Here is a 16,052-nt window from a genome sequence, read left to right on the forward strand (position 1 = left end):
ATCTGTAACAGGCGAGGCCAGGAAAGATTATCCCTTATTCTGGCACCCCTGTAAAAAATGTCAAGAGAAAAAATTACCGCCCAATACCAAAATATTCAAACCCCAAATCCCTTACCTCTTCAGGGTCATACTGATTTCGTCCGTCAAAAATCAGCGGTTTTGCCATGCGGGCCTTCATGTCATTGAAATCAGGCTGACGAAATGTTTTCCATTCCGTCACAAGCACCATGGCATCTACACCGTCAAGGGCCTCATAGGACTGGTCAACCAGAACGAGGCGCCCATCGTCAAACCATGCATGGGGAAACACCCGGCCCGCTTCAGCCATGGCCACGGGATCATAGGCACGGACCACTGCACCGGCCTCAATGAGTTTATTAATAAGAACCACGGAAGAGGCTTCCCTCATGTCGTCTGTCCCCGGTTTAAACGAAAGCCCCCACACGGCAAATGATCGCCCGGTCAGATCCTCACCCAAACGATGGATGATCTTCTGGAACAGCCACAGCTTCTGAAGTTCATTTCTTCGCTCCACGGCATTTAAGAGGTCAGGTTCAAAACCATTTTCCGCACTGGTCCGGATCAACGCCTTGACATCCTTAGGAAAACACGACCCCCCATAACCGCATCCGGGATAGATAAACGAGTACCCGATCCTTGCGTCGGACCCAATCCCCTTTCTTACATTCTCCACATCCACACCAAGGCGCTCACAGATGTTGGCCACCTCGTTCATAAAGGAAATTTTGGTGGCAAGCATGGAATTGGCCGCATATTTGGTCATCTCAGCATCCCTGACGCTCATGAAAATAACCTTGTCCCGGTTTCTTGAAAAGGGTGCATAGAGCCGTTTCATAACCTTGCGGGCACTTTCAGTATCTGCCCCGACAATGATCCTGTCAGGCTTCATGAAATCATTTAAGGCGGCCCCCTCCTTTAAAAACTCAGGGTTGCTCACCACGTCAAAACCGATATCAACTCCCCTGAGATCAAGCTCTTTTTGAATGGTGGCTCGAACCTTGTCAGCCGTACCCACGGGAACCGTTGATTTATCAACGATCACAGCGTATTTATCCAGGTTTTTTCCAATTTCAGCGGCGACCGTGATCACATAGGTTAAATCAGCTGACCCATCCTCACCCTGGGGGGTGCCAACGGCAATAAAATAGATGCTCGACGTTTTCATGGCCCGGGCAAGGGAGGTTGAAAAATCCAGCAGACCTTCTGCATGGTTCTGAACAACCATGGCCTCAAGTCCGGGTTCATAGATGGGCAGAATACCCTGTTTGAGATTTTCAATCTTTTTTTCATCCACATCAACGCAGGTCACACGGCTTCCCATTTCAGAGAAACAGGCCCCTGAGACAAGCCCGACATATCCGGTTCCAATCATTGTAATTTTCATTCAAATATCCTATAAAATTTTCGATACCACTGAACAAAACGACCCAGGCCCTCGTCAATGGATGTCTCGGGGGTAAACCCTGTATCCCGTACAAGGGTTTCAATATCGGCATAGGTTTCAGGTACGTCTCCCGGCTGCATGGGGAGCATGTTTTTTACAGCCTTTTGCCCAAGATGTTTTTCCAGGACCTCGATAAAATGACCCAGTTCCACGGGTTGGTTGTTTCCAATATTGTAGAGCCGGTATGGGGCAGAGGTGCCACTGTCGGCCAGGGACTCTCCCGGCACCGGCGGTTTTTCCATCACTTTCACCACGCCCTTGACAATATCATCAATATAGGTAAAATCCCGGCGCATGTTGCCGTGGTTATACACATCAATGGGCTCTCCGGCAAGAATGGCCCGGGTGAACTTAAAGTAGGCCATGTCCGGACGGCCCCAGGGACCATACACCGTGAAAAACCGCAATCCCGTCATGGGAATCCCATAGAGATGGGCATAGGCATGGGCCATGAGTTCGTTGGATTTTTTTGTGGCAGCATACAAAGACACCGGATGATCCACCGAATCTGTGACGGAAAAAGGCATTTTTTTGTTCTGGCCATAGACTGAACTTGAGGAGGCGTAAACCAGGTGCCCCACCCGGCCGTGGCGGCACCCCTCAAGGATATTAGCAAACCCCACAAGATTTGAATCCACATAGGCATGGGGGTTGTCTATGCTGTAACGCACCCCTGCCTGGGCCGCAAGATTGACCACCACGTCAAAGCGGTTGGCACCAAACAATCGTTCAACCCCGCTTCTATCGGAAATATCCAGCCGTTCAAATGAAAAGCTATCAAAACGGTTTAAAATCTCCAGCCGTCCCTTTTTCAAGGCGACCTCGTAATAATCGTTGAGATTGTCCACCCCAAACACCGTGTGACCATTTTCCAGGAGTTTTTTACCCAAGAAAAAACCGATAAATCCTGCGGCTCCTGTAATCATTATTTTCATTATTTTACTTATTCCATTTGGGTTGCCCCTAATTTGGGGGAAAGGCAGATTCATTCTCCACATAGGGGCGATACCCCGGAAGAATTTCTTCAAAAAGGGAAAATATCATCTCACAATTCTGTTCAAGGGCAAATTGCTCTAATTGGTCAATTTTTCCGTTTAATTTTATCATATTATACCCAGAACCGTTCAAAACCGTTATTTTATCATGCTCTGTCGGCAGCGTTACCTCGTTTTCCGCAACAAGTTCTTCAAACATTTTTTCTCCAGGCCTTAGGCCGATATACTTTATTGCGATGTCCTTGCCGGGCTGGTAACCGCTGAGACGTATCATGTCGGCCGCCATATCCGCTATTTTGACAGGCCGGCCCATATCAAGGATAAATATTTCACCACCTTTCCCCATGGCACCTGCCTGCAAAATAAGCTGGCACGCTTCGGGAATGGTCATAAAAAAACGGGTGACATCTGGGTGGGTTACGGTAACCGGACCGCCTGACCGGATCTGCTTTTTAAAAAGGGGAACGACACTTCCGGCGCTTCCGGCAACATTTCCAAACCGAACGATCATGAATTTTGTTTGATGGTCGAAAGAGGTACTCTGGTTCTGAACGAAAATCTCAGAAATGCGTTTCGAGGCCCCCATGACACTTGAAGGTCGGACTGCTTTATCCGTTGACATGAGAACAAACCTCTGCACATTCAACCTTTTGCAGCATTCAGCCACATTTACTGTTCCCATGATATTATTCAATACAGCCTCCCATGGGTGGATCTCCAACATGGGAACATGCTTATAGGCTGCAGCATGGAAAACAGAAACCGGTGAATAGGCCTCCAAAGCCTTTGAAAACTGAAATCGATCCCGTATATCTCCCAGTACGGGAACAATGTTAACCTGTTTGAAATAATTTTTTAATTCATGGTCAATTTCATAAAGCGGGGTTTCGGCATTATCGTAAAGGACCAACGTTGCAGGGTTAAATCGGCATATCTGCCTGCAAAGTTCCGACCCAATCGAACCACCGGCACCCGTTATAAGTATAACCTGGTTTTCAAGGTACTCGCCAATTCGACCTTGATCCAATCGCACGGGTTCCCTGCCCAGAAGATCCCTGAATGAAAGATCTCTTATGGCACTCACAGACACATTCCCGTTAATTAATTCACCCATGTCCGGAATAATCTTAAATTTCAGGCCACTGTCCTTACAGATGTCAATAATTCTTCTCATATGAAATGCTTCGGCAGTTGGGATGGCGATGAGAACTTCAGTTGCTTCAACTTTTTTTGCCACTTTTTCCAGGGAGTCTATGACATTCAGAACGGTAATCCCATGGATTGTTTTTCCTATTTTTTTAGGATTATCATCTAGGAAACCAACGACTTTATATTTAAGCATGGAATTTTTAATAATTTCCCGAACAATTCTCTCACCACAACTTCCAGCGCCAATGATTAATAATTTGGTTGCGCCATTCTCCCGGAAAAAGATATCTTTGATAATGGTTCCAATGGTGGTCAGCATGGAAAACCGATTGCCAGCGCTTATCTCGAAATATTTTTTAACGCAGAGCCTGAACCCGGACAGCAGAAAAATCGTCAGGCAAAGATCTATGGCAAATACAGACCGGGAAAACCCTCCGAAATTTTTAACAAATAAGACTAATGCCATTATCAGAAGGGAGGATAAAATAGAGGCTTTGATAACGTTGACAACATCGGAACCGCTGGTATACCGCCACATCCCCCGGTACATGTTAAAGGCATAAAAAACAGGCATCTTCACCACGAGTACCAGGGCGACACTCTGTACCAACCCTGACTTCATGATATCGGGTACGTTGAATTCAAACCGAATCATGTAGGCCAGAACGATTGCGCAAACAGCAAGGAAGGCGTCCACCAAAAAAACGATAATCAGATTTCTATGAAAGCTGGGAGATTCAGAATTTTTCATAATATTTTTTTCGAATCGAATAACTCAAAACCCCAAAAAACAAAAACAACAGGGTTAACAAAAAAAAGAGAACCACTGCAGGTTGCTTATGCATAATTATCATCAAAAAGCCAACAATTATCTGAATTGTCACATAAAAGATTGCCACGCTAAGGTGGGAAAAACCGCCTTCATTTGCAAGGATCTGATAGATGTGCTGCCGGTGGGGTTCAAGCAAATTTTCTCTTTGTTTCAGCCTCAAAGCCATTGTAATCAACTCATCACAGTAAAAGGGGAATATAAACGAAACCAGAATCAAAAACTCATGGACGTTTAAAGAAAATCTGCACACGATCGCTCCAAATAAAAAACCAATTAAAAGACTTCCAGTATCTCCCATAAACACCCTTGCCTTTGGGAGGTTATAGGGAAGGAACCCCAGGCATGCGGCCCCTGTACAAAGACTTACCCTGACATAATCATCAAAAGCCCCCACAAGGTGAAGATAATATGCAACCATTGAAAACCCAGCAACAGCGGTCAAAGCGGCTATGCCGTCTATCCCGTCCATGAAATTATAGCAATTGGCTGTTCCAGCCATAAAAAGAGCCCATGCCGGTATACTCCACCAGGTTATATAGCAAGTACAGACACCAAAAACAAGGACAGATCCTGCGATCAATTGGATGACCAGCCTGGGCAGCGCAGGCAACCCCATCCTGTCATCAACAAACCCCATGAACGAAACCAGGGCCAAAGGAAGCCAGAAGAGCGGATCCGTTTCCAGCCACCAGGCGACTGCAACAAATGAAACAAGAAAGCCCAGACCGGCCCCCTTGGGGGTGGTAACCCGATGGGAACTACGATGGTTCGGGTTGTCCAGGAATCCCCCGGCAGCCCCTTTATGAAAAAAAAGAGCTGCACCTGCGACTCCGAATAATAAAGATAGCACATACAGGAATATCACGGTTTACTCCGACCCTCTTTCAACGCTTGCTTCATTCCACGGTCCAGCCCCCATTGGGGAACAAACCCGAGATCCTGCTGGATTTTTTCTCCTCGGACGGCAACATGCTCATTCATTTTATTAATCATATATCCTATTTTTTCGACCCCTGGCAACCCTTGAAACAACGACAATTCCAGCAGGTTTAATATTGCCCGGATAATTGTTTCATGGACATGGAGTTCCAGAGGTTGTCTTTCAAGGGCTCGTGCAATGGCCCCTACAATGGCTTTGACCGTATGTGTGGTGCCATCCGTCACATTGTAGATTTTGCCTCTAGCCATCGGGTGTTCGGCAGCAAGAATTGCTGCCGCGGCAACATCCTCTTCATGGACAAGGGTTCGGCAATTATTCCCATTACCCAAGAAGATGAATCCCCCCTTTTGCACGGCGTTGATCATCAACCTGTAATTGCCTTTCACCCCTGCACCATAGACAGAGGCAAGGCGCAGAATAGTCACCTCGGGCGCACCTGAACGGTCTGCACAGAACTGATCAATCAGTTGTTCTGCCTTTAATTTTGTACGGGCATACAGGGTATCTGGCATTGTTTCCGATCCTTCATCCACAGCCTGGTTGTTTTTACCAGCCCCATAGACTGAAATGGTGCTGAAAAAGATAATGCGGTCAACCCTTGCAGAACTTGCGGCCTCAATCACATTTAACGTACCAGTCACATTAACACCCTGGTACTGCTCCTTCTGATCTGGCGATGGATTATTCACGTGGAGGCGGGCGGCAAGATGAAATACAAAACAGACCCCTGCCATTGCAGAACAGACACTTGCAGCATCTGTGATATCCCCTGTAACCTGTTCAACCCGGGCGGGCAGAATGTCTTCATCCACTTTTTTCCGTACCAGTGCCCGGACACAATACCCTTTTTTCAGAAGGGCATTGACAAGGGATCGACCAACCATTCCTGTTGCCCCTGTGACAAGCACCTGCTTCAAAAGAATTGGTACCCCCATTTATTAAAATACCGCACAGCGCTCTGAACAAAAACAATAAACCACTTTAACTCCTTATGGGCTGAACGCTCCCAGCGGTGAACAACCCGTGCCTGGGGGCAACTCATGGTCAAGGCAATTTTCTGGACTTTCCGGCACAGGTCCACATCTTCAAAATAAAGGAAATACCGTTCGTCAAATCCATTGACCTGTTGTATCACCCCTGTTCTGCAAAACATGAAGCACCCTGAAACAAATGGCACCAGAACAGACCGCCTGTATCCTGATTCCCTTAATTCATAGGCATCCATTCGCCTCTTAAAAACCGACTTCGCTGCCCCGGGAACAAACCGGCGAATCATCAGGTCAAAGAGATTGGGATAATTCTTGTTAAGGTATTGCAAGGAGCCATCCGGGTTCAACACATTGGGACAGCATAGTCCCACATGCGTGTTCCTGTCCATGAAATCACACAGCAAGGTCAGCGCTGGGGGCATTATAACCATGTCTGAATTCATGAAAAGAACATATTTCCCCCGTACCTGTTTCAAATTCTTGTTGTGATTCGCCCCATATCCACAGGGAACTGAATTCTCCGTAAGAATCACCTCTGGATAGTTCGACCGAACAAAATCAGCAGCACCGTCGCTGGAACAATTATCCACCAGAAGAACCTCACTGGAAATTCCTGTTAAAGCCTTTTTCAAAGAGGGCATCAGCAATTCCAGGTCACTCCTGCTGTTGTGGGACACAATGGAAACTGAGAGATCAATCATATTTTTTTACACTTTTTTGTGGATCCTTAAACAGGTAAAACAGCTGGTGAATTAAACTGTTCTGCAGCCAAAACGTCTTAAACCGTTTATCCATGTCAGAAGACGGTTTTTCCCGAACGATATTTGCCTTAAGACCTTGATTCACGGCCTTAACCAAACAGGCGAATTCCCCTGCCTGCAAAGCGCGGAACAGTCCAATAGCCATGCGGGAAAGAATAAAATAAACGGAAAAGGGAGGGGATGCATATTTTCGTATCAGCCAAATCGTATTTCGAGTGGGAAAAAAAACCTGGCGCCAGCCTGTACGTCCCTTAGGCGCCTCACGATGCACCACCCGGCATCCAGGAGCATAGTGGATGTGCCATCCCGAACCTGCAACTTGAAACGCCACTTCCATTTCATTCTGATAGAGGAAAAAACTTTCTGGGAACCAGCCAACACGTTTAAACAACACCCTTCGCACGGCAAACCCACACCCCACAAAAGCCATTGACTCCTGGGGAATGTCTGTCAACGGAAGATGCCATGAACGAACAGGAACTTCCAGGGGGGTTTCAATTCGGCATGCCACAAGCCCGATATCTTTGTGTGTATCCAGACAATCAATCAATCGGTCCAGGCAAGCACTGTCCACGGGGTAGGAATCGTCGTCCAGAACAAAAATATAGTCCCCACATGCCTGTTCAAACCCTTTATTCAGGCCGACAATGCCAGTATTCTCTTCGAGTTCAATCACCTGGATTCGATCGGACCATGACCTGAGATATTCCCGGGTGCCATCGCTGGAAGCATTATCAACACCGATTATTTCGATATCATCCCGATTTTCACAAAACTGCCAGATCCGCTCCAGGGTATGCCGTGTTTCTTCCAATCGATTAAAATTTAAAAAAACAATACTTAACCGGGGCGACATCATGTCATCATACCTTTCTTCCAGAAGGGTGGGCGCTGTTTACAGCATTCGGATACCACAAGGTCATCTCTTCTGCGGAACAGGTGAGATGATTGACACATTCGACCCCCTGCATAAAAGAATGATCCATATTCCCGACCTCATATTTCCAGGCACCAAATCTGCCCCGGGAATAAATCCCCATCTCTTCGAGATGCACGAGCAGGGGCGTAACCGCAGGGTCCCTGCCTGGCGTGGGGGTCGGATAACCCTTTTTTTCATGGTGATACCAGGTATGATCAAGAATTGAACGGTCCGGTATCAGTTTTGTATTTAAGGCGCCTTGAATGACATCCGCCACAATGGTTGAAGGATCAACCTTTTTGTCACGGCTTTCACTCACTTCGCACATCAACGACCATTGGTTGTCACTGTCTGGAACATTATTCGGCGAATAATTACTGAAAACGGTTACCCGGTAAAAGGGACTGTTATCCTCGGGAAAATAGATCCAGCATTTGGTAGCAAGCGCATCCGGAGGTGATCCTTTAAGGGCAAGCCCCACAACATGGGTGGAAGAATAACGCAATTCAGACGGTTTTTCAAAGGGCTGGTCAAGGTCGATCAGTTTTAAAAGATCAGTCAAAGCCATTGTATTTATTAAAATATCGTAGGATTCACTTTCACCATTTTCGAATCGAACACGTCTCTTTTTTGGATCAATCCCAATCGCTTTTTTATTCAAATGAATTTTATCTTTAGGCAGTTTTTCCATCAAACGCTTCCAAATGGCGCCCGTTCCTCCGGACCTGGGAAACTTAAACCTTGAATTGGGTCCCCATGTGGTATCCTCATTCTGAAACAGGGCACTTTTGAGGACCTGCTTCAAATCAACAGGGGCAACCCGTTCTCCCACCCATGAAACGCCCATTTGATCCGGGGTGCACGCCCAGACCTTAAAATTATAGGGATTCAAAAACCATCGGGCCAGGCCCTTGCCAAAGGTTGCATCAATCCACGCCCCGAAATTATCGGGTTTTTCAGCCAAGGCGCTGTTTTGAATATCAATGATCCCCTTCAGGCAATCCCAATAAATGTCTCGGGGAAGTTGATGAATATTGTTCTGCAACGGATAGGAGACAAAACGATCCTGCATCCAGATCCAGGCTTCCCGGTTGTGCTCAAGCCAACCGCCTGATTCTTCCAAAAGGGAATCCATGACGGCATCAAAGTAGCCATAGTGGCTGAACAATACATGGCCGCCGATATCCCAGACAAAGCCTTCATCATCCCGAAATGAAGCAGAAAGCCCACCGATTTGTTCCTTTGCCTCACAAAGAAGATAATCCCCATGGCAGGTTTCATTTAGTCGCCAGGCAGCCCCGAGTCCACAGGGTCCTCCCCCCAAAATTAAAATTTTCATACGCCTAAAGCTCTCCACCCTGAACACCCACCCGGATTGATATTCTTCATCCCACTGTGAGCACAGATGGACGATTGAATTCACTGACAACTGCCACTTTATAGTATACCACCCAACAAAATATCAAGGTTTTTATATTTGACCACTCCCCCAACCACACCAGGTCAAGCAATGTTTCCAAGTATCCCTCCGGATTTTACACTGATGATTGATTTAAGGGTCATGGAAATTTTAAAATATGCCAGACCAACGCCGGATTTTTGCCTGGTTTCAAGGCGCGTCAATGGGAGCATATTGAAATATGTGCGCATTGACGTAACGCAGAAAACAGGTAAAAAGACAAGTTGGATGGTACCTTTTATTGTTTCCATGGCCCTAAGCCCTGGGATCATTAAAAAAAGCCCCCAGGTAAATCCAGAATCCACATAAATAAGGGATATTCTGACAATATCATTGACTAAAAACGCCCAGCAGATTATTGAAGTGAGAATTGAAAATCAATCCCAAGAGTCAAAGAGCGGAATGTGAGAGTTAAATTAGCAGCTGAAAACAATATAAAAGGTGCCGCCCCCAAGATATGGATGGGACAACCAAGAGGAAGCCGGAAGATTTATCATCACCTTGTTTGCCTTCTTCATACACTGGTCCAAAGAGTCCCCAAAGTCCGTCGTGTTGCAGCGCTGTTCAAACCACGAATGGCGCGCCTCTGGAATCTAATTTTCTATCCATTGGTCTCTGTCCCTGGAAGTGCCTATTTCGAACGATTTCATCTAACGCAACACCCTGACTACGGTCACTGGCTTGAACATTTTGAGAAGAACTCCAGCATTACTTGGAAAGAACAGTATAGATTGTCGAAAAAATGGCCAGATCAACCGCTCATATCCATCGTAACCCCCCTTTACAACACCCCCAGCAATCTTTTAATTGAATGTGTGGAATCCGCCCTGTTCCAGTCCTATCAACAGTGGGAATTGATACTCGTCGACGATGCAAGCAATGACCGGAGCACCCTTAACTGTCTATCCCGAATCGCTCGAATAAAAGACCCCCGGATCAAAGTATTAACAAATAGAAAGAACAGGGGGACCTGTCAATCCACCAACAGGGGTGTCCGCCGGGCATCGGGAGAGTATATCGCCTTCCTTGACCACGATGACCGTATCACTCCGAATGCCCTTTTTGAAACGGCCCGGACAATTTCAGGTCATGACCGACCGGATCTGATCTATTCCGACAGGGATTTGATCTCACCGTCTGGCAAAAGGCACGACCGAATCAGCAAACCTGCATGGTCACCCGAAACCCTGCTTTCCGGAAATTACCTGTTTCACCTGATGGTGGCAAAAAGAAGCCTGTTCCTGGAACTTGGCGGTTACCGCAAAGATTTTGAAGGCTCCCAGGACCTTGATTTTGTGCTTCGCCTGGCCGAGGTCACCCATCGTGTGGTTCATATCCCCAAGGTGCTCTATAATTTCAGGCAGGCTGAAACCTCATGCGCCTATGACATGGAGGCAAAATCATTTATTTTTGAAAAAGGGGTAAAGGCTGTCCAGGATGCATTGGATCGCAGGGGTATAAATGGGAAAGCCTACGAACTTGAACATGCATGGCGGGGCAATTATGGGATAAGATTAAAAAACAGATTAGCCCATGACACCATCATTTATAACCGCCATCCAAACCTTGCAGAATTTTTAAACCACCGGATCAAATCTTCAGGAAAAGCCTATTTTCTTATTAAAAGAGAGGGGATACAAGGGGAGGAAGAAGAGACGGACAGCACCCTGGTCTCTTTCTTTCAAATTCCCGGTATTGGCTGCATCACCGGCAAAATTGTATCGAATAACAAAATTGTCCATGCCGGCCTCATCAACCGGCCGGAAGGCATTCCTCTGGGTCTTTATATGGACTTCCCGTCTGAGACGCCCGGCCTGTTGGCCTCGGCTTCAATCATGCGGAACACATCCCTTACCCACCCCTGGTGCTGTGCCATTTCTAAAGAAATCTGGGAGGCGCTTGGGGGGTTTGACAACGCCTACGGGGGGATATATACCCTCTTTGATTTTGCCATGGGATGCCTTGAAAAGGGGTATAGAAATCTATTTGTGCCCCAAACCCAATACCGGACAGAAAAAAGAAAACAAACTGATATTTATCCGGAAGATGTGCGTCTTTACAAAAAAAAATGGCAGAAACGATTGAATACAAACGACCCGCATTATAATCAGAATCTTTCTTTAAACCATTGTGACATGCGCCTCAGGACGCCCCATTGATTCCCATTATGACACAGGGCGACTTTTTCGGCTTTTATAACCGTTTCGGCCACTTCAAAGATAATCAAACCCATTTTTGACAATACCCCAGGCAGGGTATTGAAACTGAAAAGGATTTTTTTAAATATCATGAAAATCATTTGTGTCATTGTTACCTACAATCGACTTTTATTATTAAAAACGGCCATCCAGGCAGTATTGAATCAGACCCGGCCCGTTGATGAAATCATCGTGGTGGACAATCTGAGCAAGGACGGAACCCGGGCCTACCTCAAAAACCTGGAAAACGACCGCATCCGACCCAGACTTCTGGATGAAAATTCAGGTGGTGCAGGCGGATTCTACCATGGCATCAAACAGGCATTTGAAGAAGGTGCCGATTGGATATGGATCATGGACGATGACAGCCTGCCAAAGGATGATGCCCTGGAACGGCTCATCACCTGTCCGGTATTCAAAGCAAAAGAACAGGAGATCGGTTTTCTGGCCAGCCGAGTAAACTGGACAGACGGCAACAAATGCATCATGAACAGCCCCCTGCCCAACCAGGTCTATTGGGACTGGTATCTGACCGATCACAATGGGTGCTTTCAAATAGACCGCTGTTCTTTTGTCTCCATGCTCATCAACCGGAAAGCAATCCAGAGACTGGGATACCCGGTCAAGGAATTTTTCATCTGGCTGGATGACTGGGAATACAGCGGCAGGATCACGGCCCATTTTCCAGGCTTTTACATACCTGACAGCCAGGTCATTCACCAACTTCCTGAGAACAAGGGGGTTGATTATGCCGATATCACCGACCAGAACCTCTGGAAATTTCTGTATGAAGCCAGAAACCAGGTGGCCTACTTAACCTACCAGAGTGGCCTGGGCATTTTTGATGCCCTCCTGTTTTTGGTCCGGCGGATCATCCTCATGAACCGGCTAAAAAAATCCTTTGCCCAGCAGTTCAAAATTCTTTATTCCGGGCTTCAAGGGTTCTTTTTTAACTATAAAAAACGCATTGAGATTCCCGAAAGTAGAGACCATTGAAAATAGCATACATCAGCAAAGCAGATCGAGCCGGTGGAGGAGCAAGCCTGGTTGCAGAAGAATTAACAACTCTTTTTAATGAAAAAGGCCACCAGGCCCACCATTATTTTGCCATTGGCGCCCATGATGGCAGGAATAAACTTCCGCTATACGGGGCTCGGGCCCTTCCGGCCCTCCTCCTTAGAAGAATACACACCCTGTCCAGATACATGGGCCTACCGGAAATTGTTCCGGTGGAGTTGACATTCCTCTTGTTCAAAAAACGGATACTTGAATACGACCTGGTCCATTTTCATGATTTGTGCGGTGCCATCTCCCCCTTGACCGTGGCCATCATATCCAAGCTCAGGCCAACCGTCTGGACTTTCCATGATTGCTCCCCCTTTACCGGGGGATGCCTCTATCCCATGGGATGCGAGCGATTCAAATCCAGGTGTACCCATTGTCCCCAACTTGGGAACTGGCCCATCAATACCCCCATCGACCTGACCGGCACAATGCAGGCCATCAAACAAAAGGTGGTCCGGAATTCCAACCTTTCCATTGTGACCCCTTCCAGGTGGATGGCCGGAATGGTTGACAAATCCTCCTTGAATGGCCAATACCCCGTTGTCATACCCAACGGCATTAACACCAATGCCTATAAACCGTTTAATAAGATAGCTGCCAGGACCAAACTGAATATTCCAACGGACCGGTTTGTGGTGATTATTATCGCCACCTTTCTCGAGGATGCACGCAAGGGAATCAAGTACGCCCTTGCGGCTCTGTTAAAAATCAAAGAGTCAAACCCCTTTCTCATTTTGATGGGAAACGTCAACGATGAAGTAAAGGCATTATTTAAGGATTTTAGTTGCATGGTGACTGGATACGTCAGGGGCGACACAGAGAAATCAATTCTTTTTTCCGCTGCTGATGTTTTTTTATTCAGCTCTTTGGCAGACAACATGCCCCTTGTGATCCTTGAAACCATGGCCACGGCCACACCCACCGTAGGGTTTAGAACCGGCGGGGTTCCAGAGATGATTCAGCATGAAAAAAGCGGTTTCATGGTAGAACAAAGGGATGTGGACGGTCTGGCTTCCGGGCTGAAGCGTGCAATGGAGAAACAGGTTTCCCAGACATGGGGTGCCAATGCCAGAAAAGAGGTGGAAAAAAAATTCAGCTATGACCGTTTTTTTAACAACCACCTTGATCTTTATAAAAGAGGAATAGACAGACACCCCAAAAAGAAAGCGCTGGATATCACATGAATATACCGGATACCCGTTTGAACGGATTCAAAATCATCAGTTTTGACATTTTTGACACACTTTTAACACGACGGGTGGTCCATCCCCTTGGCATTTTTTATGGGGTACAGAAAAACCTGTTGAAAACGTCACCCTTTAGGCCGGAATTCATCAACCGTTTTGTTCAAATTCGGATGAATGCAGAAGCAACGGCCAAAAAACGATTTCAAAAAAACCAGGCAAATTTTAAGGAAATTTACCAGGTGATATGCGACGACAACGCCCTGACAGACGCAGACCAGGACACCTTGATGGCCATGGAGTTTACCCTGGAACTGGATGCCATTCGGCCCATTGCCCCCATGGTCGAGCTTCTTAAAAAAGCCAGAACCAGGACCAAAAAAATAATTTTTACCACGGATATGTACCTGAATTCCGAATATATCCAAAAGCTGCTAGGCCATATCAATGTCTACCAAGACCAAGACACCATCTATGCCTCGAGCGATCTGAACAGAACTAAAGCCAGCGGCCAGTTATTCAAATACATCCTTGAAAGGGAAAATTGCAAACCAGGGGAAATCCTCCACATCGGCAACAACTACGCCATTGATATTATTCCTGCCGAACAATGCGGCCTGGCCACCCTTTATTATAATCAGACAGACAACACCCGGTATGAAGAGACCCTGGGTGGTGGTGGCTTTCATCCCGGAATCACCTCGTATTTCTTTCAACAATTTGCCGGTGCCACCCGGCTGGCACGCCTACAAACCCCAGGGCTTACCCCGGGTGAAAAGGTGTATGCCGATATCGGATCAAATGTGGCAGGCCCCTTGCTCTACGCCTTTGTCAGCCAGATACTGGTCAAGGCAAAGCAAAACAAGCTCAAACGGTTATACTTTATCGCCCGGGACGGCCAGGTCCTGTTTAAAATAGCCACCCGGATAAAACCATTTTTTTTTCCAGACCTGGAACTGAAATACATCTACGGTTCCAGGCAATCCTGGCATCTTCCCTCCATAACAGCCTTGGGCAAGCGTGAGCTTGGGTGGCTGCTCGATCAACAGCCGTTCCTAACCTTAAAAGCCTTTTCAAAACGCATACGTCTGGATGGCAAGATCCTTCAATTGATTTATCAGGGCTATACCGGCAAGACCGTCCCCCTGGAAAGACCGCTTAAGCCAAGGGAAATTCGTTTGCTCAAAGAGTTGATCCTCTCGTCAGAGCTTTCAGATATCATACGCCATCAGGCCGAATCCGCACGTAAAAAAACCCTTGCATACTTCAGGCAGGAAGGGCTTTTAGAAGTAGACACCCCCTACGGGATTGTGGATATGGGGTGGGCAGGACGGCTCCAGGAGTCATTGGTAAAAATAATTTCCAGCACCGGTTACCGGCCTGATCCCACGGGTTTTTACTTTGGATTAACCCGCAAACTCAAACCCAGGTACGGCAAAACCGATTGCTATTTCTTTGATCACAAGGGGGAAACACCCTTTACCAAAATCGGGCTGAATCTGCTTTGCATACTCGAGGTTCTCACGGCTGCCGACCATGCATCAACGGTATCCTTTTCAGAGTCAAAAGACGTGTATAAACCCGTCTTTAACACTCTCAATTACAGCCAAGAGACGTTGACCTGGATAAATGCGTTACGCCAGGGGATTTTCAGATTCCTTTCAAACCTGGACCCGGAATTGCACAGGGCCACTATTGAAAACAGGTACGCACTCAAACACAGGCTCGCCCTGGTGATGGACACCCTTTATACCGATCCAACCGCTGGAGAAGCCGAATACCTGGGACGATTTCCCTATTGCACGGATCAGGTGGAATCCTTCCGTAAGGACCTGGCGCCGAAGTTCAATAAAGTGCAGGCGATTAAGCTCTTGTTTATAAGGGGAAATAAATCCAAGAATCTGACAGGCCACTGGCTGGCAGGCTCACGCATCAGAAGCGGCGGGGTTGAAAAGAAAATACTATCCCCGCGCTTTTTCAAGGTGCGGTACATGACCTTTTATTTTTTAAGAAATGTTTTAAATAAAATTCGGACTTATTTTATATAGAAATCGGGCCGAATCGCCACATTCCGCAGAACTTTTTTCCTGGTGTGA

Annotated in this window: 13 protein-coding genes; 4 read left to right on the top strand and 9 right to left on the bottom strand. The window is 46.8% G+C overall.

Annotated elements, in window-relative coordinates:
* Positions 1-73 precede the first annotated feature (73 nt).
* The 9 genes from HRM2_RS14690 to HRM2_RS14730 form a co-directional block, all read right to left on the bottom strand.
* Positions 74-1,405: a UDP-glucose dehydrogenase family protein gene (locus HRM2_RS14690; RefSeq protein WP_015904819.1), complete on the bottom strand. Its 1,332-nt coding sequence runs from the start codon at positions 1,403-1,405 to the stop codon at positions 74-76.
* The gene (locus tag HRM2_RS14695; RefSeq protein ID WP_187149256.1) at positions 1,402-2,400 is read right to left on the bottom strand and encodes an NAD-dependent epimerase; all 999 of its coding nucleotides are present in this window, start codon (positions 2,398-2,400) and stop codon (positions 1,402-1,404) included. Before HRM2_RS14695 ends, HRM2_RS14690 begins: the two co-directional genes overlap by 4 nt.
* A 28-nt stretch (positions 2,401-2,428) precedes the next feature.
* Positions 2,429-4,360 carry a polysaccharide biosynthesis protein gene (locus HRM2_RS14700; protein ID WP_015904821.1) on the bottom strand — a complete coding sequence of 644 codons (1,932 nt, stop codon included), beginning with the start codon at positions 4,358-4,360 and terminating at the stop codon, positions 2,429-2,431.
* Complete coding sequence (locus tag HRM2_RS14705) at positions 4,347-5,306, bottom strand: MraY family glycosyltransferase (protein ID WP_041273289.1); 960 nt, start codon at positions 5,304-5,306, stop codon at positions 4,347-4,349. Before HRM2_RS14705 ends, HRM2_RS14700 begins: the two co-directional genes overlap by 14 nt.
* Entirely contained in the window at positions 5,303-6,316 is a 1,014-nt protein-coding gene (locus HRM2_RS14710; protein WP_015904823.1) for an NAD-dependent epimerase/dehydratase family protein, read from the bottom strand. Before HRM2_RS14710 ends, HRM2_RS14705 begins: the two co-directional genes overlap by 4 nt.
* Entirely contained in the window at positions 6,295-7,071 is a 777-nt protein-coding gene (locus HRM2_RS14715) for a glycosyltransferase family 2 protein (RefSeq protein ID WP_015904824.1), read from the bottom strand. Before HRM2_RS14715 ends, HRM2_RS14710 begins: the two co-directional genes overlap by 22 nt.
* Positions 7,064-7,990, bottom strand: coding sequence for a glycosyltransferase family 2 protein (locus HRM2_RS14720; RefSeq protein ID WP_015904825.1), 927 nt, complete (start codon positions 7,988-7,990; stop codon positions 7,064-7,066). The genes HRM2_RS14715 and HRM2_RS14720 overlap by 8 nt, the downstream gene beginning before the upstream one ends.
* Before the next feature lie 4 nt (positions 7,991-7,994).
* Positions 7,995-9,389, bottom strand: coding sequence for a protoporphyrinogen/coproporphyrinogen oxidase (locus HRM2_RS14725; RefSeq protein ID WP_015904826.1), 1,395 nt, complete (start codon positions 9,387-9,389; stop codon positions 7,995-7,997).
* 164 nt (positions 9,390-9,553) lie between these two features.
* Positions 9,554-9,760 carry a hypothetical protein gene (locus HRM2_RS14730; RefSeq protein ID WP_232364036.1) on the bottom strand — a complete coding sequence of 69 codons (207 nt, stop codon included), beginning with the start codon at positions 9,758-9,760 and terminating at the stop codon, positions 9,554-9,556.
* Positions 9,761-10,240: 480 nt separating this feature from the next.
* Here HRM2_RS14730 and HRM2_RS14735 point away from each other — a divergent pair, with 480 nt between their 5' ends.
* The 4 genes from HRM2_RS14735 to HRM2_RS14750 all read left to right on the top strand — a co-directional run bounded on the left by HRM2_RS14735 (position 10,241) and on the right by HRM2_RS14750 (position 16,004).
* Positions 10,241-11,668 (top strand): glycosyltransferase, encoded by a 1,428-nt coding sequence (locus tag HRM2_RS14735; protein ID WP_041273290.1) that lies wholly within the window; start codon positions 10,241-10,243, stop codon positions 11,666-11,668.
* A gap of 129 nt (positions 11,669-11,797) precedes the next feature.
* Complete coding sequence (locus tag HRM2_RS14740) at positions 11,798-12,703, top strand: glycosyltransferase family 2 protein (RefSeq protein WP_015904829.1); 906 nt, start codon at positions 11,798-11,800, stop codon at positions 12,701-12,703.
* Positions 12,700-13,956 (top strand): glycosyltransferase, encoded by a 1,257-nt coding sequence (locus tag HRM2_RS14745; protein WP_015904830.1) that lies wholly within the window; start codon positions 12,700-12,702, stop codon positions 13,954-13,956. Before HRM2_RS14740 ends, HRM2_RS14745 begins: the two co-directional genes overlap by 4 nt.
* Positions 13,953-16,004: an HAD family hydrolase gene (locus HRM2_RS14750; protein WP_015904831.1), complete on the top strand. Its 2,052-nt coding sequence runs from the start codon at positions 13,953-13,955 to the stop codon at positions 16,002-16,004. Before HRM2_RS14745 ends, HRM2_RS14750 begins: the two co-directional genes overlap by 4 nt.
* Positions 16,005-16,052 lie beyond the last annotated feature (48 nt).

The organism is Desulforapulum autotrophicum HRM2, from assembly GCF_000020365.1.
GTDB classification, from domain to species: domain Bacteria; phylum Desulfobacterota; class Desulfobacteria; order Desulfobacterales; family Desulfobacteraceae; genus Desulforapulum; species Desulforapulum autotrophicum.

What these genes read in the sequence shown, in the direction of transcription:
- HRM2_RS14690 (WP_015904819.1), bottom strand. Translation starts at nt 1,405, where the DNA reads ATGAAAATTACAATGATTGGAACCGGATATGTCGGGCTTGTCTCAGGG.
- HRM2_RS14695 (WP_187149256.1), bottom strand. Translation starts at nt 2,400, where the DNA reads ATGAAAATAATGATTACAGGAGCCGCAGGATTTATCGGTTTTTTCTTG.
- HRM2_RS14700 (WP_015904821.1), bottom strand. Translation starts at nt 4,360, where the DNA reads ATGAAAAATTCTGAATCTCCCAGCTTTCATAGAAATCTGATTATCGTT.
- HRM2_RS14710 (WP_015904823.1), bottom strand. Translation starts at nt 6,316, where the DNA reads ATGGGGGTACCAATTCTTTTGAAGCAGGTGCTTGTCACAGGGGCAACA.
- HRM2_RS14715 (WP_015904824.1), bottom strand. Translation starts at nt 7,071, where the DNA reads ATGATTGATCTCTCAGTTTCCATTGTGTCCCACAACAGCAGGAGTGAC.
- HRM2_RS14720 (WP_015904825.1), bottom strand. Translation starts at nt 7,990, where the DNA reads ATGATGTCGCCCCGGTTAAGTATTGTTTTTTTAAATTTTAATCGATTG.
- HRM2_RS14725 (WP_015904826.1), bottom strand. Translation starts at nt 9,389, where the DNA reads ATGAAAATTTTAATTTTGGGGGGAGGACCCTGTGGACTCGGGGCTGCC.
- HRM2_RS14730 (WP_232364036.1), bottom strand. Translation starts at nt 9,760, where the DNA reads ATGGAAACAATAAAAGGTACCATCCAACTTGTCTTTTTACCTGTTTTC.
- HRM2_RS14740 (WP_015904829.1), top strand. Translation starts at nt 11,798, where the DNA reads ATGAAAATCATTTGTGTCATTGTTACCTACAATCGACTTTTATTATTA.
- HRM2_RS14750 (WP_015904831.1), top strand. Translation starts at nt 13,953, where the DNA reads ATGAATATACCGGATACCCGTTTGAACGGATTCAAAATCATCAGTTTT.